Genomic DNA, 25560 nt, shown 5'->3' with positions numbered 1-25560 from the left:
CCCCGCGACCCCTCCCCGCAGCCCGCCCGTTCCAGCGAAAGGCCCGCCGTGAGCACCTCCCGCACCGTCCCCCCGTCCGCCGCCGGGCGGCGCAGCGTCACCGTGATCGGCGCCGCGGTCGTCCTCCTGCACCTCGTGGGCTGGGGCTCGCTGCTCGCCCTCGTCCTGGGCACCGACACGCCCCAGGGCGGCACGGGACTGTTCGTGGGCCTCGCCCTCAGCGCCTACGCCCTGGGCGTCCGGCACGCCTTCGACGCCGACCACATCGCCGCGATCGACAACGCGACGCGCTCGCTCATGGCGCGCGGCCGGGAGTCCGCGGCCACCGGCTTCTGGTTCGCCCTGGGCCACTCCTCGGTGGTCCTCGTCTCCGTGCTGCTGCTGACCCTCGGTCTGGAGGCCTTCGCCGGCGGCCTCGCGGACGAGGGCTCCGGGCTGCGCCACGCCGCCGGGATCTGGGGCGGCACCGTGTCCGGGCTGTTCCTCGTCACCGCAGGCGTCCTCAACCTCGCCGTGCTGCTCCGGCTGCGCCGGGCCCGCCGCGCGGCGCGCACCGGCGCCCTGGACCCCGCCGAGCTGGACGCCCACCTCGCCGACCGGGGCGTGCTGCACCGCGTGCTGCACCCCGTGACCCGTGCGGTGGACCGCCCGGCCAGGATGTACCCCGTCGGCTTCCTCTTCGGTCTCGGTCTCGACACGGCCGCCTCGATCGGGCTGTTCGTCATGGCGGGCGGGCTCGCCCCCGAGCTGCCGCGGTACGCGGTGCTCGTGCTGCCCGTCCTCTTCACCGCCGGCATGACGCTGTTCGACAGCGCCGACGGCATCCTGATGCACCGGGTCTACGGCTGGGCCTCGGTCGACGCCCGCCGCAAGCTGAACTACAACGTCACGGTGACCACGGTCTCGGTCGTCATCGCCTTCGTGATCGGCGGGACGAGCCTGCTGTCCGTGCTCGCCGAGCTCGTGCGGCCGACCGGGGGCGCGCTCGCTCTCGTGGGAGCGATCGACCTCAACTTCCTCGGCATGGCCGTGATCGTCCTCTTCGGCCTCGTCTGGCTGGGCGCGCGGGGCCTGGACCGGATCCGCCGCGACAGCAGGCCGGTCCCTGTGCGAGGGTGAGCCCGTGGTCCGACTCCTCCTGCTCGCCGACACGCACGTCCCCAAGCGCGCCCGCGACCTCCCGGCCGAGGTGTGGCGGGCCGTCGACGACGCCGAGGTGGTGCTGCACGCGGGCGACTGGATCGACCTCGCGACCTTCGACCGGCTCGGGGAGCGGGCCGCGCGCCTGGTGGGGGTGTGGGGCAACAACGACGGTCCGGACCTGCGCGAGCGGCTGCCCGAGGTGGCCCGCGAGACGCTCGGGGGCGTGCGCTTCGGCATGGTCCACGAGACCGGTGCCGCCGCCGGACGGGAGGCCCGCATGGACCGGGAGTTCCCGGGCCTCGACGTCCTGGTCTTCGGCCACAGCCACATCCCGTGGGACAGCACCACCCCGGCGGGACTGCGGCTGCTCAACCCCGGCTCCCCCACGGACCGGCGGCGCCAGCCGCACTGCACCTATCTGTCGGCCGTCGCCGAGGGCGGGCGGCTCACCGATGTGGAGCTCGTCCGCCTCCCGCGGCGCTGACGCCCCGCCGGACCGGTTCCGCCGCACCGGCCGTGCCGTTCCCTGCCGTGCCGTTCCCTGCCGTGCTGCTCCGTGCTGTGCCGCACCGTGCTCTGCCGTCGCCTCAGAGGAGGCCCCGCAGCTTGTAGTAGCGCCGGCCCACCACGGTCCCGTTGACCCGGACCACCGCCCACACCAGCACGAGCAGCAGCGCCACCAGCACGGCCGGGACGGGCACGAAGATCGCCCACACGACCAGCGCCATGCCGGGGACGGTGAGCAGGATCGGCCAGGCGTACTGCACCATCTCGACCGCCATGTAGTCCTGCATCTCCCGCAGGGCCGGGTCCTTGGGGACGGCGGCGCGGCGCACCGAGGTCCGCAGCCCCTTGCTCGCCCGTGCGCGGGCGTCCATGAGGTCGTTGCGGGGAGCGTCGTCCGCACGGGTGAGCGAGAGGATGATGCCGCTCAGCAGCAGAGCGGCACCACCCACCACGAGCCCCCACTGGGCGGGGCTGAGCAGCCCCCGGTCGCCCAGCAGGAACGTGGCCGCGATGCCTCCCAGCAGTCCGGCGACCAGGCTCGCCACGAGGGCGAGGACGATCCGCCGGGCCCAGATCGCATCGAGCTCCCCGAGCCGCGGGATCTGCACGTGCGGGTGGTCGGCCCCGCTCAGCCGGATCTCGTCGTCCATGGCCGTACCGTCCTCTCGTCGCTCCGGTTCCCCTGCTCGGTCACCTCCATTGTCCCGCGCGCCGGACGCCGTGGCACGTCCGGCCACGCTCCCGGGCACGGCGGGAGCCCCCGACCCCCCGCAGGACGGCGTCCGGGGCCGCCGTCGGGACGACCTCCGCGCCGGAGCCTGCTGCCCCGACCCTGTCGGACACCTCCAGGAGGCGCCTCACCAGCGACGCTGGACAGCGGATCATCGCCTGCGCCTGTCCTGCGGGGCTCCTCCCGCCGGCACGGCGGGGCCGCACTTGACGGGCCTCCGCCGGGGGTATCTGCTGGGAGCAGGGCGGGGCCGCAGAGCTCGGACGAGCGGACCCCCGACGACCGTGAGGAGACTCGATGACCGCCAGCGACCACTTCTACCTCGACAAGGCCGACCCCGGCAGCTGGCGGGCGCTCAACGGCCTGTCCCGGAAGGTCGCCGCCGCGGCCGAGGACGCCGGGCTGTCCCGGGCGCTGGTGGAGCTGCTCAACATCCGGGTCTCCCAGCTCAACAAATGCGCCTTCTGCCTGGACCTGCACACCGGCTACGCCGTGGAGGCCGGGGTGAGCGCGCAGAAGCTGGCGGTGCTCCCCGCCTGGCGGGAGACGGACCTGTTCGACGACCTGGAACGGGCCGCACTGGCCATCGGGGAGGCCGTGGCCGTCCTGACCGACGAGGAGACCCGGCTGGCGGAACTGGCGGTGGCCCGGGCGGAGCTGACCGACGAGCAGTACTCCGCGCTGCAGTGGACGGCGGTGACGATCAACGCCTTCAACCAGGTCTCGGTCCTCTCCCGGCACCGGGTCCGCCCCCGGGCGGCCGCTGCGCAGAAGGAGGCACCGGAGAAGGAAGCACCCGAGGAGCAGGCACCGGAGCCGTCGCGCACCCCGTCGGCCGTCGCGGGAGGCACGGCATGACCAACCTGGACGTGGACCCGCAGGAGCTGCTGTGCGCCGAGGCCGCCGGGGCCGGGGCAGCCCTGCTGCCCCCGCGCGAGGTGCCCCTGGGCGGACCGCGGGCGATGACCGTCCGGCGCACCCTGCCCCAGCGCCGGCGGTCCCTGATCGGGGCCTGGTGCTTCGTGGACCACTACGGCCCCGACCTGGTCTCGGAGTCCGGGGGCATGACCGTGGCCCGGCACCCGCACACCGGCCTGGCCACGGTGAGCCTGCTGTTCACCGGCGGGATCGCCCACCGCGACTCCGCCGGCTACGACGCGATCGTCAAGCCCGGGGAGGTCAACCTCATGATCGCCGGGCGCGGGATCTCCCACCAGGAGTTCTCCACCCCCGGCACCACCACCCTGCACGGGGTGCAGCTGTGGTACGCCCTGCCCGAGGCCACCCGGCACATGCCCCCGGCCTTCGAGCACCACGCCCCCGATCCCGTGCTGGGCGAGGGCACCGAGCTGCGCGTCCACCTGGGCTCCCTGGGCGGGGACACCTCGCCGGTGGAGACCCACTCCCCGCCGCTGCTGGCCGCCGAGGCGACCCTGGAGGCCGGGGCCCGGCTGGAGCTGGAGCTGGACCCGTCCTTCGAGCACGGGGTGCTGCTCGACGCCGGGGACCTGAGCCTCAACGGCGCGCCCGTTCCGGTGGACCACCTCGCCTACCTCCCGACCGGGCAGGGATCCGTGGTGCTCGAGGCCGGGCTGAACCCGGTCCGGCTGCTGCTCATCGGCGGGGAGCCGCTGGGCGAGCAGATCGTGATGTGGTGGAACTTCATCGGCCGCAGCCACGAGGAGGTCATGGCCTACCGCGCGGCCTGGCAGGCGGAGATCGACGCCGAGCCGGGCCCCGCCCCGGCCGGTGGGAGCTACCCCGACGGGGCCCCGTACCCGCGCTTCGGGCCCTACCCCGACGGGCAGCCGGCCCCGCTGCCGGCCCCGGCCCTGCCCACCGTCCAGCTGCGCCCCCGCGGCTGACCCCGACCCCAGGAGACCACCGTGGCCGAGACCTCCACGATCACCGTGCGCAACAACCCCGACCGGCACCGCTACGAGCTCCTCGACGGGGGGACCGTCATCGGCACCGCCCACTGGATGCCCTTCGAGGGCCCGGAGGGGCCGCAGCGGATCTTCTACCACACCACCGTGGACGAGGCCTACGGCGGCCAGGGGCTGGGCTCGGCACTGGCCCGGGAAGCCCTGGACGACACCACCGCCGCCGGACTGCCCGTGGTCCCGGTCTGCCCCTACATCAAGAAGTGGCTGGCCGAGCACCCCGACCACCCCACCGACCGCGCCCCGGTGCAGCCCGAGCACCTCGCTGCCGTGCCCCGGCAGGAGCGGCAGTGACCCCGCCCACCGGGGCGGGATGACCCCCGTGGGCACGGGGCCGTCCCGGGACCACAGGACCGAGGAGCGCGCTCAGCTCCGCTGATCGGCGACGAGGCGGAGGAATCGGGCGCGCATCCGGGCCCGATCCGGCTCCACGCCGGTGATGAGACGGAACGCGTCCACCGCCTGGCCGACGGCCATGTGGCCGCCGTCGAGTACCTGGCACCCCTTGGCCCGTGCCGCGGCGATCAGATCGGTCTCCACGGGCAGGTAGACGACGTCCGCCACCCACTGCCGGGTCTCCAGCAGGTCCGTCTCCACCGGTGTGCCGGGGTGGTGGTGCATGCCCACCGGGGTGGCGTTGACCACGCCGTCGGCCGCGCGCACCAGGTCCGGCAGGGTCTCGGCGGTGGCCGCCTCGACCTGCTGCCCGGGGAACAGCGCGGCCATGGCCGCGGCCCGCTCGGCCGCCCGGGCGGGGTCCACGTCGAACAGGTGGAGGGCCCGCACACCGGCGCTCAGCAGGGCGGAGGCCACGGCGGAGCCGGCGCCTCCGGTGCCGACCTGGACCACGCGGTCCTTCGCCGCGCCGGGGAGCACCGCGCGGAATCCCGCGGCGAAGCCGGACACGTCGGTGTTGTGGCCGATGAACCGCCCGTCGCGGATCACCACCGTGTTGACGGCCCGCAGCGCGGCCGCGTCCGGGGCGACCTCGTCGAGGTGGGCCAGGACCAGCTGCTTGCACGGGTGCGTGATGTTGAAGGCGTTGAACCCGAGGTCACGACCGGCTCGCAGCAGCTCCCCCACGTCCTCGCCCGGGCGGCCGATCACCTCGAGGTCCACCGGGCGGTACAGGTAGTGCAGCCCGTGGTTCCGGGCCTCGGTCTCGTGCATCGGCGGGGTGAGGCTGCGGGTGATGCCGTCGCCGATCAGGCCCACCAGGTAGGACTCGGACGCGGTGCTCATGGGGTCTCCTTGCGGAAGGCGGGACAGGACGCCACGGCGCCGACCGTCCCCGGGGACCGGTCCGGGCCGGGGCGCGGAAGGGGCACGACGAGCCGTGGGTCGCACATCACAGTACACCGGGCGAGCGCCCGGAACCGCCTGCGCACTCATTATGTGAACACAGGTGCCACAGAATGGAAGCAAATTGCGGTTGTAGTGGGGGCGCGGTGGCCGGCCGAGGCCTTCCGGGGCGCTGACGCCGCACTGTCCCCGATCCGTCCCTCGGCCCGGTCCTCCTCGGCGGCGGACCGGGCGCCGGTGGTCCCGGTCAGGAGCCGGGCCGGCCGTCCCCCGCCGCGTCCTGCGGTGCCCTGGTGATCCGCACCCGCTCCACGCGGCTGCGGTCCACGGACAGGACCTCGAGCCGGCAGCCGTCCACCTCGACGAGGTCCCCCGGCAGCGCCACGCGCCCCAGCCGGTCCATCACGAACCCGCCCACGGTCTCGTAGTGGCCCTCGGGAATGACGAGCCCGGCCTCCGCCGGGACCTCCTGGATGATCAGCCCGCCGTCCACGAGGACGGCCCCGCCCTGGCGCAGCACCGTGTCCTCGTGCTCCCGCTCCTCGGCGTCGAACTCGTCGTAGATCTCGCCCACGAGCTCCTCCACGAGGTCCTCGAAGGTCACGATCCCCGCCGTCCCGCCGTACTCGTCGACCACGAGCGCGATGTGGTGCCCGCCCTGGCGCATGGCGTGCAGGGTGCGCAGCACGTGGTTGGTCTCCGGCAGGAACGGGATGGGCCGCACCACGTCCCGCAGCGTCCGGGGCGGGGCCTCGATGACCCCGTCCCCGTCCTCGTCCGCGACCACGAGGTCCCGGATGTGCACGAAGCCCAGGACGTCGTCCACGCTCTTGCCGAGAACGGGGTAGCGGGAGTGCGGCAGGCTCAGCGCCGTGCGGTACGCCTCCGTGACGGGCAGGGTGCCGTCCAGGAAGTGGACGTCGGGGCGGGGGCGCATCACCTCGGCCAGCCGGCGCTCGCCCGCCTCGAAGACGTCCGTGAGGATCGATCGGGAGACGGGGCCGATGCCCTGGGTGTCCCCGACCATCTCACGGACCTCCTCCGCCGAGACCTCGTCGGCGGCGGCGTGCGGATCACCGCCCACGAGCCGCACCACGAGGTTCGTGGACACGGACAGCAGCCAGATGACGGGACGCATGAGCTTGGCGAAGAGGTTGAGCGGCGGTGCCAGCACTTTCGTGAAGCCCACCGAGTGCTGCATGGCCAGCCGTTTGGGCACGAGCTCCCCCAGGACGAGGGAGAGGTAGGCGATGACCAGGGTCATGCCGATCAGCGCCGTGGTCCCCGCGGCTGCGGTGGACAGCCCGGCCCGCTCGAGCAGCGGGGCCACGTCCGGGGCGAGCGTCGAGGCGCCGTAGGCGGAGGAGAAGAACCCGGCCACCGTCACGCCGATCTGCACCGCCGAGAGGAAGAGGTTGGGGTCGCGGACGAGGACGGCGGTCCGGGCACCCTTCCGGCCCGAGCGCTCGATCCTCCTGACCTGGCTCTCCCGCAGGCTCACGATCGCCATCTCGGTGCCCGCGAAGACACCCCCGACCCCCACGAACAGCAGGACCAGGAGGACGTTCACGAGGGTGCTGGAGTCCATGGCGACCACGCTACCGGTCCGGCCCGGGGGCACCGGCGCCGCGCCGGTATCCTGGGGCGATCGACGAGCCGGCCGCGAGGTCCGGCCGCGCTTCTGGGAGGAGATCCATGGACGCCGTGTTCACGGTGCTCGGCTTCGGCCTCGTGGGCTTCGGGCTCTACGACGTGTTCCGCGGACTGCTCTACCCCAGCGGCCGCGGCACGATCAGCTTCTGGGTGCTGCGGCTGGTGTGGAGGCTCTCCCGCAGCACGAACCACCGCTGGGGCTCCCTGGCGGGGCCGCTCGGTGTGGTGATCGTCATCGTGCTGTGGGGCATGCTCCAGGCGTTCGGATGGGCCCTGGTGTACTACCCCTACGTCCCCGGGGGCTTCTACTACGCAGAGGGCATGAACCCCGAGAACTACGACGACTTCGCGGAGGCGCTCTACATCTCGCTCGTGACCCTGGGGACGCTCGGGTTCGGGGACGTCGTCCCCACCGGGGCGTGGTTGCGCTTCGTCTCGCCCATCGAGGCCCTCATCGGGTTCGCGCTGCTGACCGCGACGCTGTCCTGGTTCACCCAGATCTACCCCGCCCTGGCACGGCGACGCGCCCTCGCGGTGCGGCTGCGGGCTCTGCAGTCGATCGGCTACGCGGATCGCGTCGCGTTCCTCGACCGCGCCGGTGCGAGCCGGACCCTGGACCAGCTCACGGCGGACATCGTGGACGTGCACGTGGCGCTCGTGCAGAACGCGGAGTCCTACTACTTCCGCGAGGTCAAGGAGGACGCCGCGCTGGCCGTCTCCCTGCCCTACGCCATGGAGATCGCCGCCCGTGCCGGGCAGGCTCCCGCCGAGGAGGTCCGGCTCAGCGGCGAGATGCTCTCCTCGGCCGTGGCCGACTTCGGCCAGCACCTGCGCACCGAGTTCCACGGCTCGGGCGAGAGCACCGAGGAGGTGCTCGGCGCCTACGCGACCGACCACGGGTACCCCGCCGGCCCGGCCGAGCCCCTCCCCTGAGACCCCTGGGGCTCACCAGAGGTGGCGGCACTGCCCGTTCTGGCAGGAGAACTCGGGGGCGCGCCCGTCGGGCAGCATCATCGACGGTGACGCCAGCTCGACGTCGCGCGCCTGGTCCCAGTCGTCGGGCATGATCTGCACGTAGACCAGCTCGAACCCGGTGGCGCCGCAGCGCGGGCACGGCGCGGTGGTGCCACGCAGGCCCTCGGACGGAGTGGTGCTCATGGCGTGCCTCCCGTGGGAAACGGACCCGGGCACTCCGGGGCCGGTGGGCCCAGTGTAGTGGGCGCACCGGCCCCGCACCCCGGGACGGGCCAGGGGGCGGGGGCTCAGGCCCTCGTGCCCGCCTCCCGCTTGGCGCGCTGGATCTCCTCGTAGACGTGGCCGCGCAGCTCGGTGAACCGCGGCATGCCGCGGGTGGTGAGCTGGTCGCGGTCGTCGGGCAGGTCGATCGGGAGGTCCTCCTGGACCACCGTGGGCGAGCTCGAGAGGATGATGACGCGCTCGCCGAGGTAGACGGACTCGTCGATGTCGTGGGTCACGAACAGCACGGTCACGCCCATCCGGTGCCACACGTCACGGATGAGGTCCTCGAGGTCGGCGCGGGTCTGGGCGTCCACCGCGGCGAAGGGCTCGTCCATGAGCAGGATCTTCGGCTGGTAGGCGACCGCCCGGGCGATCGCGACACGCTGCTGCATGCCGCCCGAGAGCTGCCACGGGTACTTCTTGTCCGCCCCGCGCAGGTCGACCGCGGCGATCGCCTCCTCCACGAGCCGGTTCCGCTCGTCCCGGGCCAGCTTCGCGTTCTTGAGGGGCAGCTCCACGTTCTCGCGGACCGTCATCCACGGGAAGAGGCTGCGCCCGTACTCCTGGAAGACCACGGCCATGTCCTTGGGCGGGCCTGTCACCTGCTCCCCGCCCAGCAGCACCTCGCCCGAGGTCGGCGCCATGAGCCCCGAGATGCACTTGAGCAGCGTGGTCTTGCCGGAGCCCGAGGGCCCCACGAGGCACGCCAGCTCGCCGCGGTCGAGGTCGAACGTGAGGTTGCGGACGGCCTCCACGTCCCCGTGCTCGCTCTGGTAGATCTTCTGCAGCCCGCGCACGGACAGCAGCACGTCCTTCCCTCCGGTGCGCCCGGCGCCGTCGTCCGAGACCCCCGTGGCGGTCTCGTCCGTGCCGGTCCGGGGAGCGGCCGCGCCGCCGTCCACTGCCGAGCTTCCTGATTCAGCCTGCATTCTCCACCTCTTTCAGGCCCCGGTACCAGGCGAGGACCTTGCGTTCAACACGTTGGAAGACGAACGCCAGCACCACTCCGATGAGACCCAGGACGGCGATGCCGCTCCACATCTCGGGGATGGCGAACGACCGTTGGAACTGCACGATGGTGAAACCGAGCCCCGAGGACGAGGCGAACATCTCCGAGATCACCATCAGGATCAGCCCGATCGACAGGGCCTGCCGGATGCCGGCCATCATCTGCGGGCTGGCGGCGGGGATCACCAGGTGGACGATCCTCGACCACCCGTGGATCCCGTACGAGCGCGCCGTCTCGTTCATGACGGAGTCGACCGAGCGCACGCCCTCGATGGTGTTCAGCAGGACGGGCCACACGGACCCCAGCACGATCACCACGACCTTCATCTGGTCGTTGACGCCGATGAGCAGCATCAGCACGGGCACCAGCACCGGCGGCGGGATCGCCCGGAAGAACTCGAGCACGGGCTCCAGCAGGTTCCGCAGCCAGCGCACCGAGCCGATCACGAGCCCGGCGACCACGCCGAGCAGGATGGACAGCGCCAGTCCGACCAGGAGCCGGCCGATGCTCGGCAGCACGTCGTCGAAGAACCGCTCGCCGAACCAGACGTCCACGAACGTCGTGGCGAACTCGCCCGGCTCCGGGACGTAGAAGCTGGTCTCCACCAGGGTGTAGACCCACCAGACGAGGATCAGCAGGACGGGCAGCGCGAGGGTGTAGCCCAGGGTCTTGAGGAGTCTCACACCGCCACCTCTCCACGGACGGACGAGTGCCAGGACAGCGCCCGGCGCTCGAGCGCCCGCATCGCCAGGTTGATGAGCACGCCCAGCAGTCCGGCCGTGACGATGAACGCGTACATGGCCGTGACGGCGCCGCCGGACTGGGCCAGTGAGATCTCCCGGCCCAGTCCGGGGGTGCCGATCACGAGCTGGGCGGTCACCGCCAGGATCAGGGCCACGGCCGCCCCGAGCCGGAGCCCGGTGATCACGTAGGGCAGGGACGTGGGCCAGGTGACGTACCGGATCCGGGCCAGCGTTCCGAGCCCGTAGCTCTTGGCCGTGTCCTGCGCCACGGTGTCGACGTCCCCGACCCCGTAGAGGACCTGGATGAGGATCTGCCAGAAGGACGCGTACACCACCAGCAGCAGGGTGGACTCGAGCTGCACCCCGAACAGCAGCACGGCCAGCGGGATGAGCGCGACCGAGGGGATGGGCCGGAGGAACTCGATCGTGCTGTGGGTGGCCCGGCGCAGGAACGTGCTGCTGCCGATGACCAGACCCAGGACGATCGCGGCGACCGAGGCGATGAGCAGCCCGAGGAACCAGGCCCGGACGGTCTGCCAGACGGCGAGCCAGAAGCCCGCCGACCCGAGCTGCTCCCCGAGCTCCAGCAGGACCTCGCTGGCCGGGGGCAGGTACCGGGGGTTGACGATGCCGGTCAGGGGCAGCAGCTCCCAGGTGAGCAGGAATCCGAGGATCCCCAGCACACCCAGGACACCGGGCCCCCAGGACCGGCCGGCGCGGGTTCTTGCCATGTGGTGGTCCCTCCTCCTGTCGATCCGTGCTCCCGCGCTACGGCAGGAGCTTGTCCAGGTCGGGCTCGTTGTCCAGCGAGCCGTACTCCACGGCCGCGCTGCCCAGCTTCTGCAGCGACTCCCGGTCGAACTCGGTGCGGAAGCGCGGCAGGGCCATCTTCTCGCGCAGCTCGTCGCTGATCTCCGTGTAGGTGCCGACGATCTCACGGACCTCGTCCGGGTTCTCGTCTGCGTACTCGAGGGACTTGTTCATGGCGTTCTGGAAGCTCTCGACGAGCTCCGGGTCCTCCTCGAGCTTCTGCGCGGTCGTGAAGTAGCCGGCGATGTCGAGCTCCGGGTCGAACTCCACGAAGTTGTAGGACACCGCGCGGGCGCCCTCGTCGAGGACCTGGGTGAGGAACGGGTCCAGGATCCAGGCCGCGTCCACCTGGCCGCGGTCGAGGGCCGCCGGGGCGTCCGGGAAGCCGACCTCCACGAACTCGATGGAGTCGGGGTCGCCGCCGGCCTGCTCCACGACGTGGCGGATCGTCGTGTCACCGATGTTGTTGAGGTTGTTCACCGACACGGTCTTGCCGGCCAGGTCCTCCGGGCCCTGGATGTCCGAGTCGGCGGGAACGACGACGGCGCTGAAGTCGCGCTCGGTGTTGCCGGAGGTCGTCGTGCCGTTGGTGACGAAACGGATGTCGAGCCCCTCGTCCTGGGCGACCATCACGGAGAGGGTGTTGCCGAAGGCGAAGTCGAAGTCCCCGCTGACCACGCCCGGAACGGCGGCTGCCCCGCCGCTGGTGGTCTGGATGTCGAGGTTGATTCCCTCCTCCTCGAAGAAGCCCTGCTCCTTGCCCAGCCAGATGGCGGCCGTGTCGACGATGGGGATGACGCCGACAGTGACGTCCTGCATCTCTCCCTCGGCGCCACCGCCGCCGTCGCCGCCGCACGCGGCCAGCGCCAGTACGGATCCTGCTGCTCCCAAGCTCATGAGCGGACGCCGCATCATGCCTCCCCTGTGGTGTTCGTGGTGAAGTTCCGTGGTGAAGTTCCGTGGTGAAGTTCCGTGGTCGGTGCCGGCTCCGCCGCCCCGCACCGTGCTGGGCGGACCGGTGGACGCCGGCCGTGATAGGGATCACTCTAGTGGCGTAGCATTCACAAACCAGTGCATGTTGTCGATGGACCAATACATGACGTCTATGACTTGCTGACCGAGGAGTGTCCCCGTGGAACTGGACCTGAACCTGATGCGCGTGTTCTGCACGGTCTACGAGCAGGGCAGCGTCACGGGGGCCGCCGCCGAGCTGCACCTGACCCAGCCCACGGTGAGCCACGCGCTGAAGAACCTGCGCCGGCAGTGCAACGACCAGCTGTTCGTCCGGGAGGGCCGGGGCCTGAGCCCCACCCCGTTCGCGGAGAGCATCTTCCCCCAGGTCAAGGCGGGGATCGCCCAAGTGACCGCGGCCGTCTCCTCCGGCGGCCTCTTCGACCCGGAGACCGCGCGCGAGCACTTCACCCTCGCCCTGACCGATCTCGGCGAGCTGGCGTTCCTGCCGTCCGTCATGGTGGCACTGCGGGAGCAGGCGCCCGGCGTGGAGCTGACCGTGCTGCCCCTGGACGTGGAGCGCGTCCCGGACGACCTGCTGCGCAACCGGGTGGACGCCGCGATCTGCGCCCCCTACATCGGCGGACCCGACATCGTCCGGACGGTCATCGGCACGGACGAGTACGTGGTGATCGCCGCCCGCGGCCACCCTCGCGTCCGGGAACAGCTCACGCTCGAGCAGTTCGCGGAGGAGCCGCGGATCCGCCTCGCCCCGTCGATGGGCCACGAGCTCGCCGAGGTCGCGGCGGAGCGGGCGGGCGCCCCGGGCAGCACGGCCCTGCGGCTGTCCCACTTCGCGGGCCTGGTGTCCGTCGTGGAGCGCACCGACTGCCTGGCGGTGCTGCCGCGGTTCCTCGCCGAGACGCTCGAGGAGGCGTCCGGGATCCGGGTCTTTCCGCACCCGGTCGAGATGCCGGCCCTGCAGCTGGCCGTCTACACCCGCGAGGCCGGCCACCAGCGGCCCGCGCAGCGGTGGTTCACGCAGCTGATCGGGGACACGCTGCGAACGTCCGTCTCGCCGGACCCGTCCGCGCCGCTGCATCCCGAGCCCCGGCATCGTCGCCGTCTATGAGGGGATAGAAAACATCGACTGGCCGCACCCCCGGTCTCCTTCTACTCTCACGGTGAGGCGGCACGCCGGTGCCGCGTCCCGATTGGAGCGCAGCGTGACCACCATCCGTGCCAGGACCCACCGCTGGATGCAGGCCCGCGGCCTCGACACCGTGTTCGGCAATCCGGGCTCCAACGAGTTGCCCTTCCTGCGGGACCTGCCCCCGGACGTCCGCTACGTCCTGGGGCTGCACGAGGGCGTGGTCGTCGGCATGGCCGACGGCTACGCGCAGGCCACGGGCCGGCCGGTGCTCGTGAACCTGCACTCGGCCTCGGGCACGGGCAACGCCATGGGCGCGCTGACCAACGCCGCCAGCTCGCACACCCCCCTCGTGCTCACGGCCGGCCAGCAGGTGCGCGCCACCATCGGCGCGGAGCCCATGCTGGCCAACGTGGCGGCCCCCGACCTGACCTCCCCGCTCACGAAGTGGGCGGGCGAGCCGCTGTCCGCCCAGGACGTCCCCCGCATGCTCGACCAGGCGCTGTGGGAGGCCACCACCGGCTCCCGCGGTCCCACCTACGTCTCGGTCCCCTACGACGACTGGGACCGGGAGTCCGCCGAGAACGACGACTACCTGCTGCCCCGCCGGGTGGTCGAGGGCCTGCGCCTGGCCCCCGAGCACGTCGGGGAGATCGCCGGCCTGCTGGCCGGCGCCCGCCGCCCCGCGCTGGTGCTGGGCTCCGAGGTGGACGCCGTGGCGGCGAACGCGGTCGGCCGTGAGCTCGCCGAGCTGCTGGGCGCCGACGTGTGGGTGGCGCCGTCCCCCTACCGGCTGCCGTTCCCCAACCAGCACCCCCAGTTCCGCGGGGTCCTCACCCCCTCGGAGCGGGGCGTGCACGCCGCGCTCGAGGACAACGACGTGGTCCTGGTGCTCGGGGCCCCCGTCTTCCGCTACCACCAGTACGAGCCCGGCCGGTACCTGGCCGAGGGCACGCAGCTGCTGCACGTCACGGAGGACCCGGAGGAGGCCGCCCGGGCGCCGTTCGGGACCTCCTTCGTGGCCGGTCTCGCGGCGACCGCCGCGGCCCTGGTGGACGCCCTCCGCGAGCGGCGCGGCGGCACGACGCCGGCCTCCCCGGTGGACTGGACGGTGCCGCCGCCCGCCCGCGGACCCGTGGACGGCGTCTTCCCGCCGAGCGCCGTGTTCGAGGTGCTGCGCGAGACCGCGCCCGCGGACACCGCCTACGTCGTGGAGTCGACCTCGACCAACGGGGACTTCTGGCGGCACATGGACCTGCGGGAGCCAGGCTCCTACTTCTGGCCGGCCTCCGGCGGACTGGGCTTCGGGCTGCCCGCCGCGGTCGGGGTGAAGATGGCGTGGCCTGACCGGCCCGTGATCGGGGTGGTCGGCGACGGCTCGGCCAACTACGGGATCACCGCCCTGTGGAGCGCGGCGCAGTACCGGGTCCCGGTGGTGTTCCTGATCCTCAAGAACGGCACCTACGGCGCGCTGCGCTGGTTCGCGGGCATGCTCGGCACGGGGGACGTCCCGGGGCTGGACGTGCCGGGCATCGACTTCCTGAGCCTCGCGCGGGGCTACGGGGTGCCCGCGCACGCCGCGGACACGGCCGCGGAGCTCGCCGAGCTGGTGCGGCAGGGCCTCGCGGCCGAGGGCCCGACGCTCATCGAGGTGCGCACGGAGCTGACCAGCCCCTGAGCCGCACCGTGCACCGGGCGCGGCTCAGCGGCAGGAGACCGTGAACACGCGGGCGTCGCCGGAGAGCTCCACGGCGCCGGCACCGCCCCGGTGCAGCAGCGACTCCCCGCCGCCCAGCTCCCACTCCCGGTCCGCGGCGCGCACCAGCACCCGGTCCCCCGTGCTCAGCAGGACCGTGGTGCCCCGCAGCTCGACCGGGACGACCCGCCCCGGCACGAGCTCGTGGGAGGTCAGCGACAACCGCTCGTCCCACAGGGGGTAGACGCGGCGGCCGTGCTCGTCGGGCGCGGGCTCGACGACCTCCGGGTCCGCCTGCTCGTCGGCCAGCACGGCGAGCAGCTCGGCCACGTCCACGTGCTTGCCCGTCAGCCCGGCACGCAGGACGTTGTCCGACGAGCTCATCACCTCGATCGCCGTCCCGGACAGGTACGCGTGGAGCTGCCCGGCCGGGGTGTGCAGGGACTGCCCGGGGGCGAGGCGGACGTGGTTCATGCACACCGCGACCAGCAGCCCGCGGTCGCCGGGGTGCCGGTCGTGCACGTGGCGGACCAGCGCGGCCACGGCGTCCTCCGGGTCCGCGGCGCGGGCCGCGGCGACGGTCGCCGCCACGGCGGCTCCGGCGGCGTCGTCGTCGATCGTCAGCACGGACGGCAGGACGGGGCGCCCGCCGTCGGCGACCTCGCGCAACCAGTCCAGCCCCAGCCGCTCGGCCGTGGCGCGCAGCCGGTCCGCCGGCTGCACGCCCGTGAGCAGCTCCACGCCGGTGAGCGCCACCACGGTCTCGGGCTTGGCGGAGCGGTCCTTGTAATTGCGCCGCGGGTCGTCGAGCGGGATCCCCGCCCGCTGCTCGCGCTCGAAGCCCGCTTCCGCCTGCTCGGGCGAGGGGTGGACCTGGATGGACAGCGGGGCGTCGATCGCCAGGATCTTGAGCAGGAACGGCAGACCCTCCAGCGGCTCGTCCCGGCCGTCCCGCACGACGACGGACGGCGCGGCGGGGTGCCCGCCGACCCACAGCTCGGCCTCGGGCTCGGGGCTCGGCACGGGCCTGCCCTGGAGGCGGGCCAGCACCTCGCGGGAGCCCCATGCATAGTGCCGGACGGGGTTGCGCATGCGGAGGATCTCGACCATGGTCGTCATCCAACCACAGGACCGCCCGCGCCCGGCGGCGCTCGGCTGCGGCCGTGGCCTAAGATCACCCCTTGTGACTATCGATCTCTCAACTTCGTTCAAGGCCTACGACGTCCGCGGCATCGTGGGCGAGTCCATCACCGCGGAGACGGTCCGGGCCAGCGGTGCCGCGTTCGTGGACGTCCTGGGCCTCGCCGGCCTGACGGTCCTCGTGGGCGGGGACATGCGCCCCTCCTCGCCGGAGTTCGTGGACGCCTTCGCGGAGGGCGCGGTCCGCCGCGGCGCGGACGTCGTGAAGATCGGGCTGATCTCCACCGACGAGCTGTACTTCGGTTCCGGGACGTTCGACGCCGCCGGGGTGACCTTCACGGCGAGTCACAACCCCGCCGAGTACAACGGCATGAAGATGTCGAAGGCCGGGGCCGTCCCGGTCTCCTCCGAGTCGGGCCTCTACGACATCCGCGACCTCGCCCAGCGCTATCTCGACGAGGGGTCGGTCCCGGAGGCCTCCGCCCCCGGCACGGTGACCGAGCGGGACGTCCTGGCCGGCTACGCGGAGTACCTGCGCTCCCTCGTGGACCTGTCCGGGACCCGGCCGCTCAAGGTGGTGGTCGACGCCGGCAACGGGATGGCCGGGCTGACCACTCCCGCCGTGCTGGGCGACGCCGTGCTGGAGGCGCTGCCGCTGGAGATCGTGCCCCTGTACTTCGAGCTGGACGGCACGTTCCCGAACCACCCCGCCAACCCGCTCGAACCCGAGAACCTCGTGGACCTCCAGCGGGCCGTGCGCGAGCACGGCGCGGACCTGGGCATCGCGTTCGACGGCGACGCCGACCGCTGCTTCGTGGTCGACGAGCAGGGTGGGACCGTCTCCCCGTCCGCCGTCACCGCGCTGGTCGCCGAGCGGGAGATCGCCCGCGCCCGGGCGGAGGGCGTCGAGCAGCCGGTGATCATCCACAACCTCATCACGTCGCGCGCCGTCCCCGAGCTGGTCACCGCCCGCGGCGGCCGTCCCGTGCGCACCCGGGTGGGCCACTCGTTCATCAAGGCCGTCATGGCCGAGGAGGGCGCCGTGTTCGGCGGCGAGCACTCCGCCCACTACTACTTCAAGGACTTCTTCAACGCGGACACCGGCATGCTCGCCGCGATGCACCTCCTGGCCGCCCTGGGCGAGCAGGACCGGCCGCTGAGCGAGCTGATGCACCAGTACGACCCGTACGCGGCGTCCGGCGAGATCAACTCCACGGTCGAGGACAAGGCCGGCGCCGTCCGGCGGGTCGTCGACGCCCTGGCCGGCCGGGACGTGACCGTGGAGGAGTTGGACGGCACCACGCTCAGCCGCCCCGACGAGGGCTGGTGGTTCAACCTGCGTCCCTCCAACACCGAACCGTTCCTGCGCCTCAACGTCGAGGCGAAGGACCGGGAGACGATGGAGCGGGTCCGGGACCGGGTGCTGGAGATCGTGCGCACCTGACGCCCCCGGCACGCACAGGGCCCCGCCGGACGAGCTGCCCGGCGGGGCCCCGTGCTCTGCGGGCGCCTCAGACCGCGGCGGTCTCGCGCGCCTCGTCGTGGAGCATCCACTGGTCCGGGCCCAGGATCTCGTAGGCCACGTTGCGGCCCGGGACGCCCTGGGCGACCACGGCGGAGCGGACGGCCTTCATGAAGGGCAGCGGGCCGCACAGCACCACCTGGGCGTCGGCCGGCACCCGCACGGCGTCGAGGTCCATGAACCCGTGGTGGTCGCCCTCGCCCGGGGTCTCCATCCAGGTCTCCAGGCGGGCGTGGGGCAGCTCGCCGACCAGCATCTCGTGCAGCTCGCGCAGCGGCCAGGTCGCGGCCGAGCGGTCGGCGTGCAGGACGAGGACCTGGCGCTGCGACTCCTGGCGGACGAGCCGGTCCAGGAACGCGAGCATGGGCGTGACCCCGATGCCGGCGGAGGCCAGCACGAGGGGCCCGTCCCCCTCCGGGAGCACCACGTCGCCGTAGGGGTTGGAGACCCGCAGGACGTCGCCCACCTGCACGTCGTGGGAGAGCACCGGGGTGACCTCGCCGCGCTCGTCGAGGCGGACGGCGATGCGACGGGTGCCCTCGGGCCCCGGCACCAGCGTGAACTGCCGCGGCTGATCCACGCCGTCGGGCATCCGGACCTGGACGGTCACGTACTGGCCGGCCACCGCGGGGGTCATCGGGGTGTCGTCGGCGGGCTCGAAGGTGATCGCCGTGGTGGTGGTCCCGGTCAGCTCCTTGGCCGCGACCCGGAACGGCGCGAACACCACCGCGTTGGCCTGCCCCGCGTAGAGGCCCTCCTCGATCTTGATCAGGGCGTCGGCCATCAGCCAGTACACCTCGTCCCAGGCGGCCACGACCTCGGGCGTCGCGGCGTCGCCGAGGTCCCGGGCGATCGCGCCGAACAGGTGCTCGTGGACGATCGGGTAGTGCTCGGGCAGCACGCCCAGGGACGTGTGCTTGTGCGCCACGCGGGAGAGCAGCTCGTCCGGGTAGCCCTCGGGGTGGGACAGCAGCCAGGAGGCGAACATCGCGATGGAGCCCGCGAGGGCCTGCGCCTGGGTGCCGTTCTTCTGGTTGGAGCGGCTGAACATGCCGTCCAGCAGATCGGGGCGCGCCTCGAACATGGACCGGTAGAACTCGGGGGTGATGAACGGGATGCGCTCGGCGACGACGCCGATGGTCTGCTCGATGACGGGACGGGACTGGTCGGACAGCACGGTTGCCTCCTGGGGAGCCGGTGGATGACATCGCCAAACTAGCATCTAAAATACTGTATTAAGTAATCGGCGCTCCGGGCGCTGCTCCGCTGCCCGGCGGACCGGGCGGGCGCAGCCCGATGGACACCAGCACGGGGCCGACCTGCTGCTCGCTCAGGAGGTCTCGCACGCGCACGTCGTCGAGGGCGCCGTAGAAGGCCTCCCGCGCGTCCGCGAGGGCGCGCCGCAGCCGGCAGCCGTGGTCCAGGGGGCAGTCCCCGCCGGCCGACTCGCACTCGACCATCGCGGAGCCGGCCTCCAGCTCGCGCAGGAGCGACCCCACGGTGGCGTCCAGGCCCGCCGGGGTGATCGACACCCCGCCGGTGCGGCCGCGGCTCGAGGCGAGCAGACCGAGCCCGCTCAGCCGGCCCACGGTCTTGGTCACGTGGTGGTAGGGAGCGCCCACGCCCTCGGCGATGGCGCGCGTGGTGAGCTTCTCCCCCTCGGGGACGGCTCCCGTCAGCAGCAGGACGCGCAGGGCGATGTCCGAGAAGGCAGTCAGCCGCACGGCCGGGTCCTCCACTCGCTCATGGCGGCTCCTTCCGAGACCTCGCGCGTCCCGGCCGTCCGCGGGAGCACCCCCATTGTCCCACGTGGCCCCCGGACACGGACGAGGGGCCTCCCCACGGGAGACCCCTCGTCCGCCGCCGGCCCCGGGACGCGGCGTCCCGGGGCGGGGATCACGCCTGGTTCAGGCGGTCCTCCAGGCCGGCGCGCTGCTCGAGGATGGGCTCGGGCACGTGGCCGAGCCGGTGGAACCACTCGTCGATGCTGGGCAGCTCGGCCTTCCACTCCTCGACGTCGACCTTGAGGGCGGCCTCGAGCTCGTCGTCGGAGACGTCCAGGCCCGTGAGGTCGAGGTCCTCCTTGCTGGGCACGGTGCCGATCGGGGTCTCCCGGCCCCCGGCCGTGCCCTCGAGCCGGTCGAAGATCCACTTGACCACGCGGGAGTTCTCGCCGAAGCCCGGCCAGGCGAAGCCCCCGCTCGAAGTGCGGCGGAACCAGTTGACGTAGAAGACCTTCGGCATCTCGTCCTGGCCGATGCGCTCGCCGACCTCGACCCAGTGCTCGAGGTAGTCGTTGGCGTTGTAGCCGATGAACGGGAGCATGGCCATGGGATCGCGGCGGACGACGCCGACGGCGCCCTTCGCGGCGGCCGTGGTCTCCGAGGACAGCGTGGCGCCCTGGAAGACCCCGTGCTCCCAGCCGAAGGACTGGGACACGAGCGGGACCGTGGTCTTGCGGCGTCCGCCGAAGACGATCGCGGACAGCGGCACGCCCTCGGGGTCGTCGTACTCGGGGGCGAGGATGTCGGCCTGCTTGATGGGGGTGCAGAAGCGCGAGTTCGGGTGCGCGGCGGGACGGCCGGCCTCCGGAGTCCAGTCGCGGCCCTTCCAGTCCGTCAGGTGCTCCGGCGTCTCGTCCGTCATGCCCTCCCACCAGACGCCGCCGTCGTCGGTGAGCGCCACGTTGGTGAAGATCGTGTTGCCCTGGGCGATGGCCCGCATGGCGTTGGGGTTGGTGGGCCAGCCCGTGCCCGGTGCCACGCCGAACAGACCGGCCTCCGGGTTGGTCACCCGGGCCTGCCCGTCCTTCCCGAAGCGGATCCAGGCGATGTCGTCGCCGACCATCTCGGCCTTCCAGCCGTCGAGGGTGGGCTCGATCATCGCGAAGTTGGTCTTGCCGCAGGCGGAGGGGAAGGCCGCGGAGATGAACCGGCTCCTTCCCTCGGGGTTCGTGATCTTGAGGATGAGCATGTGCTCGGCCAGCCATCCCTCGTCGTGGGCGATGGCGGAGGCGATGCGCAGGGCGTAGCACTTCTTGCCGAGCAGGGCGTTGCCCCCGTAGCCGGAGCCGAAGGACCAGATGGCACGGTCCTCGGGGAAGTGGACGATGTACTTGGCGGGATTGCAGGGCCAGGGCACGTCCTCCTCGCCCGGGGCCAGCGGGGCGCCCAGGGAGTGCATGCACTCGACGAAGAAGCCGTTCTGCTCGGTCATCTTCTCCAGCACGGGGGTGCCGATGGTCGCCATGATGCGCATGGAGCACACCACGTAGGCGGAGTCGGTGATCTCCACGCCGTAGCTGGGCCGGGAGGCCTCCAGGTGGCCCATGACGAAGGGGATGACGTACATCGTGCGCCCGCGCATGGCGCCGCGGAACTTCTGGCGCAGGGTGCCCTTCATCACCGCCGGGTCCTCCCAGTTGTTGGTGGGACCCGCGCCCCTCTCGGTCTTGGTGCAGATGAAGGTCCGCTCCTCGACCCGGGCGACGTCGTCCGGGTCGGAGAACGCGGCGAAGGAGTTGGGGAACTTGTCCCCGTCCAGGCGGACGAAGGTGCCGGCGTCCACGAGCTCGTCGGTGAGCCGCTTCCACTCGGCCTCCGAGCCGTCGACCCAGTGGATGCGGTCGGGCTGGGTCAGCTCCGCCATCTCCCGCACCCACGAGAGGAGGTGCGCGTGGGTGGTGGGCGCGCTGTCCAGGGCGCCCTTCACAGCCTCGTTCAGCCCGGTGGTCTCCGTCGTTGCAGTGGGGTTGTCAGCCATTGACATGTCTCCTCGTTGAGGCCGTCCGCCGACCGCCCGGGGCTCTCGTGGTGGTGCTCGTCGTCGAACACTCGACCCGGTGTCATCGGGCCCACAGTGAGCGGCGTGGAGGTGGGCGGCCGGTCGCTACTGTGATGTGGCCCCATCCTATCGCCCCGTCCCCGCCCCGCCCCAGAAGGGTTACGCGCGCCGCGGCCCGCCGTGCCGGGTGCCGAGCGGGGCGCCGGCGGATTTTGCGCAGCCGGAGGCCACATGTAGAGTTGTACCCGGCTTGAACGGCGGTGACGCCGGGACGCCGATGCGCCTGTAGCTCAACGGATAGAGCATCTGACTACGGATCAGAAGGTTGGGGGTTCGAATCCCTTCGGGCGCACCCCACCGAGGAGCCCCTCACCAGCGGAGACGCCGGTGAGGGGCTTTCTCGTGCCCGGCCCCGCGTCCCCGGGACTTCCCCGGCCCGTGCGGCGGACGGCTCAGGCCGCGGCCAGCGCCCGGACGTCGCCCCCGGCACGCCCCACGAGACCCCGGGTCACCACGGCGTCGAGCCCGGGCAGGGCGGCCAGGCGCAGCGCCAGGTGCCGCGCCCGGCGGCGCGCGCGGGAGGACGGCAGGAACCACTGCGCCCCGCTGCGGGCGACGCGCTGCTTCTCGGCCACGACCGGCCGCCAGACCCGCTCCCACCCCGCCAGCCCCTCCTCGACCGAGGCCGCACGGACGAGCCGCTCGGCGAGCAGCCACGCCCCGGCGAGCCCCAGCGAGGCACCCTGGCCGCCCAGCAGGGACACCGCCTGGCCAGAGTCCCCGAGCAGCACGACCCGGCCGCGGCTCCACCGCGGCACCTCGACCTGCGCCACCTGGTCGTAGTAGAGCCGGTCCGCGCCGGGGCAGGCCGCCAGGGCGCGGGGCACGATCCAGCCGAGCGAGCCGTGGACGAGACGCAGGGCCTCGCGGGGATCGGCCGGCAGGGACGGCCCAGTGGTCCGGTGCACGGCGAAGGCGGCCACGCGACCGTCGCGCAGCCCGTAGAAGCCCATGGCCCGGTCGACGCTGTCCGTGAGGCAGAAGCGGTTGCCGACCTGCCGACGGGCCTCCGGGTCCTCGAACACGTACGCCGCCGTGTGCAGGCCCATCCAGCGGCGGAAGCGCTCCTCGGGCCCGAACGCCGAGCGCCGCACGGCCGAGTGCACCCCGTCGGAGCCGACGACCAGGTCCGCGTCGAGCACCGTGCCGTCGTCGAGCACCGCGCCCGCCCCGCCGGGTCGCCGCCGGACCCCGACGACGTGCTGCCCGAAGCGGAGCTCGGCGACGCCCCGGGCGTGCTCGCGCAGCACCCGTTCGAGGTCGGGGCGCATCACGCTGACGAGGTGCCCGTCGAGGGCCCGGGAGAACCGGGCGAACGGCAGCCCGGCCCGGTCGCGGCCACGGTCGTCCACGTAGCTGAGCCGGTCCACCGTGTAGCCGAGCTCCAGGACCGCGGGCAGCACGCCCATCTCCTCGGCGGCGTCCCAGCCGGGGCCGAAGAAGTCCATCATGTAGCCCTGCTCCCGCGGGCGCGGTGCCCGCTCCAGGACCACGACGTCCCAGCCCCGCCGGCCCAGGCATCCGGCCAGGGCGAGTCCCGCGATGCCCGCCCCGCACACGACCGCACGCACGGCCCGCGCCGCTCAGTACCGGTCGCCGACGGCGACGACGCCGTCCAGCAGGTCGAGGTCCTCGGCCGTCAGGCGCAGCTCCGCGGCCGCCGCGTCCTCCCGCAGGTGGCCGGGGTCGGTGGTTCCGGGGATGGGCAGCACGTGCTCGCCCCGCACCGTGGTCCAGGCGATCGCGACCGCGGCAAGAGAGGTCCCGTGCCGGCGGGCGACCTCGCGGAGGGGTGTGAGCACGGCGCCCTCGTTGGCGGACATGGCCTCCGGCGTGAACCGGGGGTTGCGCGAGCGGAAGTCGGAGTCGGAGAACTCGCGGCCCGCGAGGGCGCCGGTGAGGTAGCCGCGGCCCAGCGGGGAGAAGGGGACGAACACCGCCCCGTGCTCGGCGCACCACCCGATGACGTCCCCGGAGGGGTCGCCGTCGGAGGTGGGCCCCGACCCGTCGGGGTTGCGGGTCCACAGGGAGTACTCCGATTGCACGGCCGCGACCGGGTGGATCGCGTGCGCCCGGTCGGCCTGCTCCGTGCTGACCTCGGAGAGCCCCACGTGGCGCACCTTGCCCGCGGTGACGAGCTCGCTCATCGCGCCCCACGTCTCCTCGAGGGGCACGTCGGGATCCACGCGGTGCAGGTAGTACAGGTCCACCACGTCGGTGCGCAGCCGGCGGAGGCTGTCCTCGACCGAACGGCGCACCTCGTCCGGTCGCCCGCAGCGCTCCGTCCGGGGCGGCTCGAGGGAAGCGGCGCGCAGCCCGGTCTTGGAGCAGAGGAACACCTCGTCCCGGCGCCCGCCGAGGGCGGCACCGACGAGCTCCTCGTTCGCTCCCCCACCGTAGAGCACCGCGGTGTCCACCACGTTCATGCCGAGGTCCACCGCGAGCCCGAGCACCTCGTGCTTGCGCCGCTCGGTCAGCCCGTGCCGGTCGTAGACCCAGCTCAGGCCCATGGCCCCGAACCCGATCGCGCCCACGCGCTCCCCGGACGGGGTGAATTCGATCTGTCGCATCCATTGCTCCTTCGTCGGTCGGGCTGCCCCGCGAGCGCCGGGCGGCCGGGGCCCCGCCGGTCAGCGGCCCCCGGCGGACGGGCGCGGCACCGCGAAGTCCACCAGGCGGGCGTCGGCGCCGTCCAGTCCGGCCCAGGAGCCGGGGACCTCGAGGACCGCCAGGCCCGAGGTGGGGCAGCCGTCGGCGAGGGCCATGACGGCGTCGTAGTCGGAGTCCGGTGTGGCCAGGCGGAGGGCGGCGTCGCGAAGACCCGGCAGGTGACCGATGAGCAGCAGGGACTCCACGGTCTCGGGCACGTGGTTGACCACCGCGATGATCCGGCTGTCCTGGGCCGCGTAGAGGGACTCGTCGAGCCGGGCGGTCGGCGCGAGGTCGCCGAGCTCGCTGCACACCCACGTGCAGGTCTGGCGGGCGCGCAGGGCGCTCGAGCACAGGATCATGTCCGGCACGTGCCCGCCGGCCAGCAGCCAGCGTCCGGCGGCGGCGGCGTCCGCCGCCCCGTTCCGGTCCAGGGGACGGTCGTGGTCTGCCACGCCCCACGGGTGCTCCGCCTCCGCGTGGCGCATGAGGACGAGCTTCTTCCGGTCGTGGCGGGTCATCGGTTCATGATGCCACGCCCCCGCCGGCCACGGAGCGGCCCCGGCGCCTCCGCGTCGCGGAAGGCAACCGGGGCCGGCGCGGGTCGGCTGCGGATCAGATCGAGTACTCGGGGGCCGCCCACACGACGACCTCGGGGTGCTCGTAGAAGCGGTAGCCCTGGCCGCGGACGGTGCGCACGGTGTTCGCGAGCCGGCCGAGCTTGGAGCGCAGGCGCCGGATGTGCACGTCGATGGTCCGCTCGTTGGGCACCTCCTCGGAGTCGCGCCACAGGCTGTGCAGGAGCTCGTGTCGGCCGACGGTCCGGCTGCCGTTCTCCACGAGGTAGTTCAGCAGCTCGAACTCCTTGAACGTGAGGTTCAGGAGACCGCCGTCGAGGAAGACCTCCCGGCGGGAGAGGTCGATGAGCACCCCGGTGGACTGGCTGGTCTTCGTCTCGGGCGCGGGCGCGGGCGCGGCGGGCGCCGTGGGCCGCACAGCTCCCGAGGTGGGATCGCCGAGGGCGTTGCGGACGACCTCGAGGTCGGTGCCGGCGGTGTCGGCAGGAGCCAGCGCCACGGCGGCATAGGAGTCGGCCTGCGGGACCAGCTGCTGGGCGTAGGCCCGGATGCTCTGGACCATCTTGACCAGCGAGGTGCCGCTGGCCGCCGCGGTTTCCTCGTTGAGGCCCACGTAGATCACGAATCCGCGTGCCTCGTTCTCCTGGGCCGGCGGACGCGGCGCCGTGTCCCGCTGCAGACGGGTGGGGAGCGGCGGCTCTCCCGGGGCGGCCGGCATGGGGCCGAGCGTGTTCCGAAGGCTGCGGTAGTCGGCGGGGGCCGTCTGCCCTCGCTCAGGAGCCGCGGCCGGACCGCGGACAGCACGAGCCTCGCTCGTGCGGTTGCGCTGGGAGATGTGCACGTATCCCGGTGTGCTTGGCATCTGGTGCCCCTCGTCTTTCCGTGGTGCGGCGGACGACGTTCCGTCCACCTGAGTCGATCCGCCCCTTTTTAAACGGCCCCACCGCATTCA

Annotated in this window: 25 protein-coding genes and 1 tRNA gene; 10 read left to right on the top strand and 16 right to left on the bottom strand. The window is 72.8% G+C overall.

What is annotated here, in order from left to right; translation table 11 throughout:
* Together ACH9D2_RS14155 and ACH9D2_RS14150 are read left to right on the top strand one after the other, a co-directional pair.
* The coding region (locus tag ACH9D2_RS14155; protein WP_396363444.1) for a HoxN/HupN/NixA family nickel/cobalt transporter at positions 1-1119 on the top strand (1119 nt) is incomplete at its 5' end.
* A gap of 4 nt (positions 1120-1123) precedes the next feature.
* Complete coding sequence (locus ACH9D2_RS14150) at positions 1124-1627, top strand: YfcE family phosphodiesterase (protein WP_396363443.1); 504 nt, start codon at positions 1124-1126, stop codon at positions 1625-1627.
* 103 nt (positions 1628-1730) lie between these two features.
* Here ACH9D2_RS14150 and ACH9D2_RS14145 read toward each other — a convergent pair whose 3' ends face one another.
* Positions 1731-2300, bottom strand: coding sequence for a hypothetical protein (locus ACH9D2_RS14145; protein WP_396363442.1), 570 nt, complete (start codon positions 2298-2300; stop codon positions 1731-1733).
* A gap of 377 nt (positions 2301-2677) precedes the next feature.
* On the opposite strand from ACH9D2_RS14145, the gene ACH9D2_RS14140 reads away from it, so the two are divergent.
* From ACH9D2_RS14140 to ACH9D2_RS14130, 3 genes are read left to right on the top strand one after another with little or no spacing between them, the layout of a single operon-like run.
* Positions 2678-3238, top strand: a complete 561-nt coding sequence (locus tag ACH9D2_RS14140) for a carboxymuconolactone decarboxylase family protein (protein WP_396363441.1) — start codon at positions 2678-2680, stop codon at positions 3236-3238.
* Positions 3235-4245, top strand: coding sequence for a pirin family protein (locus ACH9D2_RS14135; protein WP_396363440.1), 1011 nt, complete (start codon positions 3235-3237; stop codon positions 4243-4245). Before ACH9D2_RS14140 ends, ACH9D2_RS14135 begins: the two co-directional genes overlap by 4 nt.
* Positions 4246-4266: 21 nt before the next feature.
* On the top strand, positions 4267-4617 hold the full coding sequence (locus tag ACH9D2_RS14130) for a GNAT family N-acetyltransferase (RefSeq protein WP_396363439.1): 351 nt from the start codon (positions 4267-4269) through the stop codon (positions 4615-4617).
* Between the two features lie 72 nt (positions 4618-4689).
* Here the strand turns inward: ACH9D2_RS14130 and ACH9D2_RS14125 are convergent, their stop codons facing one another.
* Together ACH9D2_RS14125 and ACH9D2_RS14120 are read right to left on the bottom strand one after the other, a co-directional pair.
* Entirely contained in the window at positions 4690-5565 is an 876-nt protein-coding gene (locus ACH9D2_RS14125) for a shikimate dehydrogenase (protein ID WP_396363438.1), read from the bottom strand.
* Between the two features lie 307 nt (positions 5566-5872).
* Positions 5873-7213: a hemolysin family protein gene (locus ACH9D2_RS14120; RefSeq protein WP_396363437.1), complete on the bottom strand. Its 1341-nt coding sequence runs from the start codon at positions 7211-7213 to the stop codon at positions 5873-5875.
* 107 nt (positions 7214-7320) lie between these two features.
* On the opposite strand from ACH9D2_RS14120, the gene ACH9D2_RS14115 reads away from it, so the two are divergent.
* Positions 7321-8211, top strand: coding sequence for an ion channel (locus ACH9D2_RS14115; RefSeq protein WP_396363436.1), 891 nt, complete (start codon positions 7321-7323; stop codon positions 8209-8211).
* Positions 8212-8223: 12 nt separating this feature from the next.
* Here the strand turns inward: ACH9D2_RS14115 and ACH9D2_RS14110 are convergent, their stop codons facing one another.
* From ACH9D2_RS14110 to ACH9D2_RS14090, 5 genes are all read right to left on the bottom strand, one after another.
* Entirely contained in the window at positions 8224-8436 is a 213-nt protein-coding gene (locus ACH9D2_RS14110) for a hypothetical protein (RefSeq protein WP_058873924.1), read from the bottom strand.
* Positions 8437-8540: 104 nt separating this feature from the next.
* Positions 8541-9446, bottom strand: a complete 906-nt coding sequence (locus ACH9D2_RS14105; RefSeq protein WP_396363435.1) for an ATP-binding cassette domain-containing protein — start codon at positions 9444-9446, stop codon at positions 8541-8543.
* Positions 9436-10209, bottom strand: coding sequence for an ABC transporter permease (locus tag ACH9D2_RS14100; protein ID WP_396363434.1), 774 nt, complete (start codon positions 10207-10209; stop codon positions 9436-9438). The genes ACH9D2_RS14105 and ACH9D2_RS14100 overlap by 11 nt, the downstream gene beginning before the upstream one ends.
* The gene (locus ACH9D2_RS14095) at positions 10206-11000 is read right to left on the bottom strand and encodes an ABC transporter permease (RefSeq protein WP_396363433.1); all 795 of its coding nucleotides are present in this window, start codon (positions 10998-11000) and stop codon (positions 10206-10208) included. Before ACH9D2_RS14095 ends, ACH9D2_RS14100 begins: the two co-directional genes overlap by 4 nt.
* Positions 11001-11037: 37 nt before the next feature.
* On the bottom strand, positions 11038-11976 hold the full coding sequence (locus ACH9D2_RS14090; protein WP_396363432.1) for an ABC transporter substrate-binding protein: 939 nt from the start codon (positions 11974-11976) through the stop codon (positions 11038-11040).
* A 235-nt stretch (positions 11977-12211) separates the two neighbouring features.
* Between ACH9D2_RS14090 and ACH9D2_RS14085 the strand changes: the two genes are divergently transcribed.
* Together ACH9D2_RS14085 and mdlC are read left to right on the top strand one after the other, a co-directional pair.
* Positions 12212-13162, top strand: a complete 951-nt coding sequence (locus ACH9D2_RS14085; RefSeq protein WP_396363431.1) for a LysR family transcriptional regulator — start codon at positions 12212-12214, stop codon at positions 13160-13162.
* Between the two features lie 94 nt (positions 13163-13256).
* Positions 13257-14858: a benzoylformate decarboxylase gene (gene mdlC / locus ACH9D2_RS14080; RefSeq protein WP_396363430.1), complete on the top strand. Its 1602-nt coding sequence runs from the start codon at positions 13257-13259 to the stop codon at positions 14856-14858.
* Between the two features lie 24 nt (positions 14859-14882).
* Here mdlC and manA read toward each other — a convergent pair whose 3' ends face one another.
* Positions 14883-15986, bottom strand: coding sequence for a mannose-6-phosphate isomerase, class I (gene manA / locus ACH9D2_RS14075; protein ID WP_396363429.1), 1104 nt, complete (start codon positions 15984-15986; stop codon positions 14883-14885).
* 73 nt (positions 15987-16059) lie between these two features.
* On the opposite strand from manA, the gene ACH9D2_RS14070 reads away from it, so the two are divergent.
* Positions 16060-17460 carry a phosphomannomutase/phosphoglucomutase gene (locus ACH9D2_RS14070; RefSeq protein ID WP_396363428.1) on the top strand — a complete coding sequence of 467 codons (1401 nt, stop codon included), beginning with the start codon at positions 16060-16062 and terminating at the stop codon, positions 17458-17460.
* A gap of 67 nt (positions 17461-17527) precedes the next feature.
* Here the strand turns inward: ACH9D2_RS14070 and ACH9D2_RS14065 are convergent, their stop codons facing one another.
* From ACH9D2_RS14065 to ACH9D2_RS14055, 3 genes are all read right to left on the bottom strand, one after another.
* Positions 17528-18715, bottom strand: coding sequence for a globin domain-containing protein (locus ACH9D2_RS14065; RefSeq protein ID WP_396363427.1), 1188 nt, complete (start codon positions 18713-18715; stop codon positions 17528-17530).
* A 58-nt stretch (positions 18716-18773) separates the two neighbouring features.
* A complete protein-coding gene (locus ACH9D2_RS14060) occupies positions 18774-19262 on the bottom strand; it encodes an RrF2 family transcriptional regulator (RefSeq protein WP_396363426.1) in 489 nt (162 codons plus the stop codon).
* A gap of 172 nt (positions 19263-19434) precedes the next feature.
* Positions 19435-21300 (bottom strand): phosphoenolpyruvate carboxykinase (GTP), encoded by a 1866-nt coding sequence (locus ACH9D2_RS14055; RefSeq protein ID WP_396363425.1) that lies wholly within the window; start codon positions 21298-21300, stop codon positions 19435-19437.
* Between the two features lie 300 nt (positions 21301-21600).
* Between ACH9D2_RS14055 and ACH9D2_RS14050 the strand changes: the two genes are divergently transcribed.
* Positions 21601-21673, top strand: a tRNA-Arg gene (locus ACH9D2_RS14050).
* A gap of 100 nt (positions 21674-21773) precedes the next feature.
* Here ACH9D2_RS14050 and ACH9D2_RS14045 read toward each other — a convergent pair.
* The 4 genes from ACH9D2_RS14045 to ACH9D2_RS14030 form a co-directional block, all read right to left on the bottom strand.
* The gene (locus ACH9D2_RS14045) at positions 21774-22952 is read right to left on the bottom strand and encodes an FAD-dependent oxidoreductase (protein WP_396363424.1); all 1179 of its coding nucleotides are present in this window, start codon (positions 22950-22952) and stop codon (positions 21774-21776) included.
* Between the two features lie 12 nt (positions 22953-22964).
* A complete protein-coding gene (locus ACH9D2_RS14040) occupies positions 22965-23951 on the bottom strand; it encodes an aldo/keto reductase (RefSeq protein WP_396363423.1) in 987 nt (328 codons plus the stop codon).
* Positions 23952-24011: 60 nt separating this feature from the next.
* Positions 24012-24551, bottom strand: a complete 540-nt coding sequence (locus ACH9D2_RS14035) for a SixA phosphatase family protein (protein WP_396363422.1) — start codon at positions 24549-24551, stop codon at positions 24012-24014.
* A 94-nt stretch (positions 24552-24645) separates the two neighbouring features.
* Entirely contained in the window at positions 24646-25470 is an 825-nt protein-coding gene (locus ACH9D2_RS14030; RefSeq protein WP_396363421.1) for a winged helix-turn-helix domain-containing protein, read from the bottom strand.
* Positions 25471-25560 lie beyond the last annotated feature (90 nt).

Origin of the sequence: Kocuria rhizosphaericola (assembly GCF_044462205.1) — a bacterium.
GTDB lineage: Bacteria > Actinomycetota > Actinomycetes > Actinomycetales > Micrococcaceae > Kocuria > Kocuria rhizosphaericola.
This window is presented reverse-complemented; position numbering and strand designations above follow the sequence as displayed.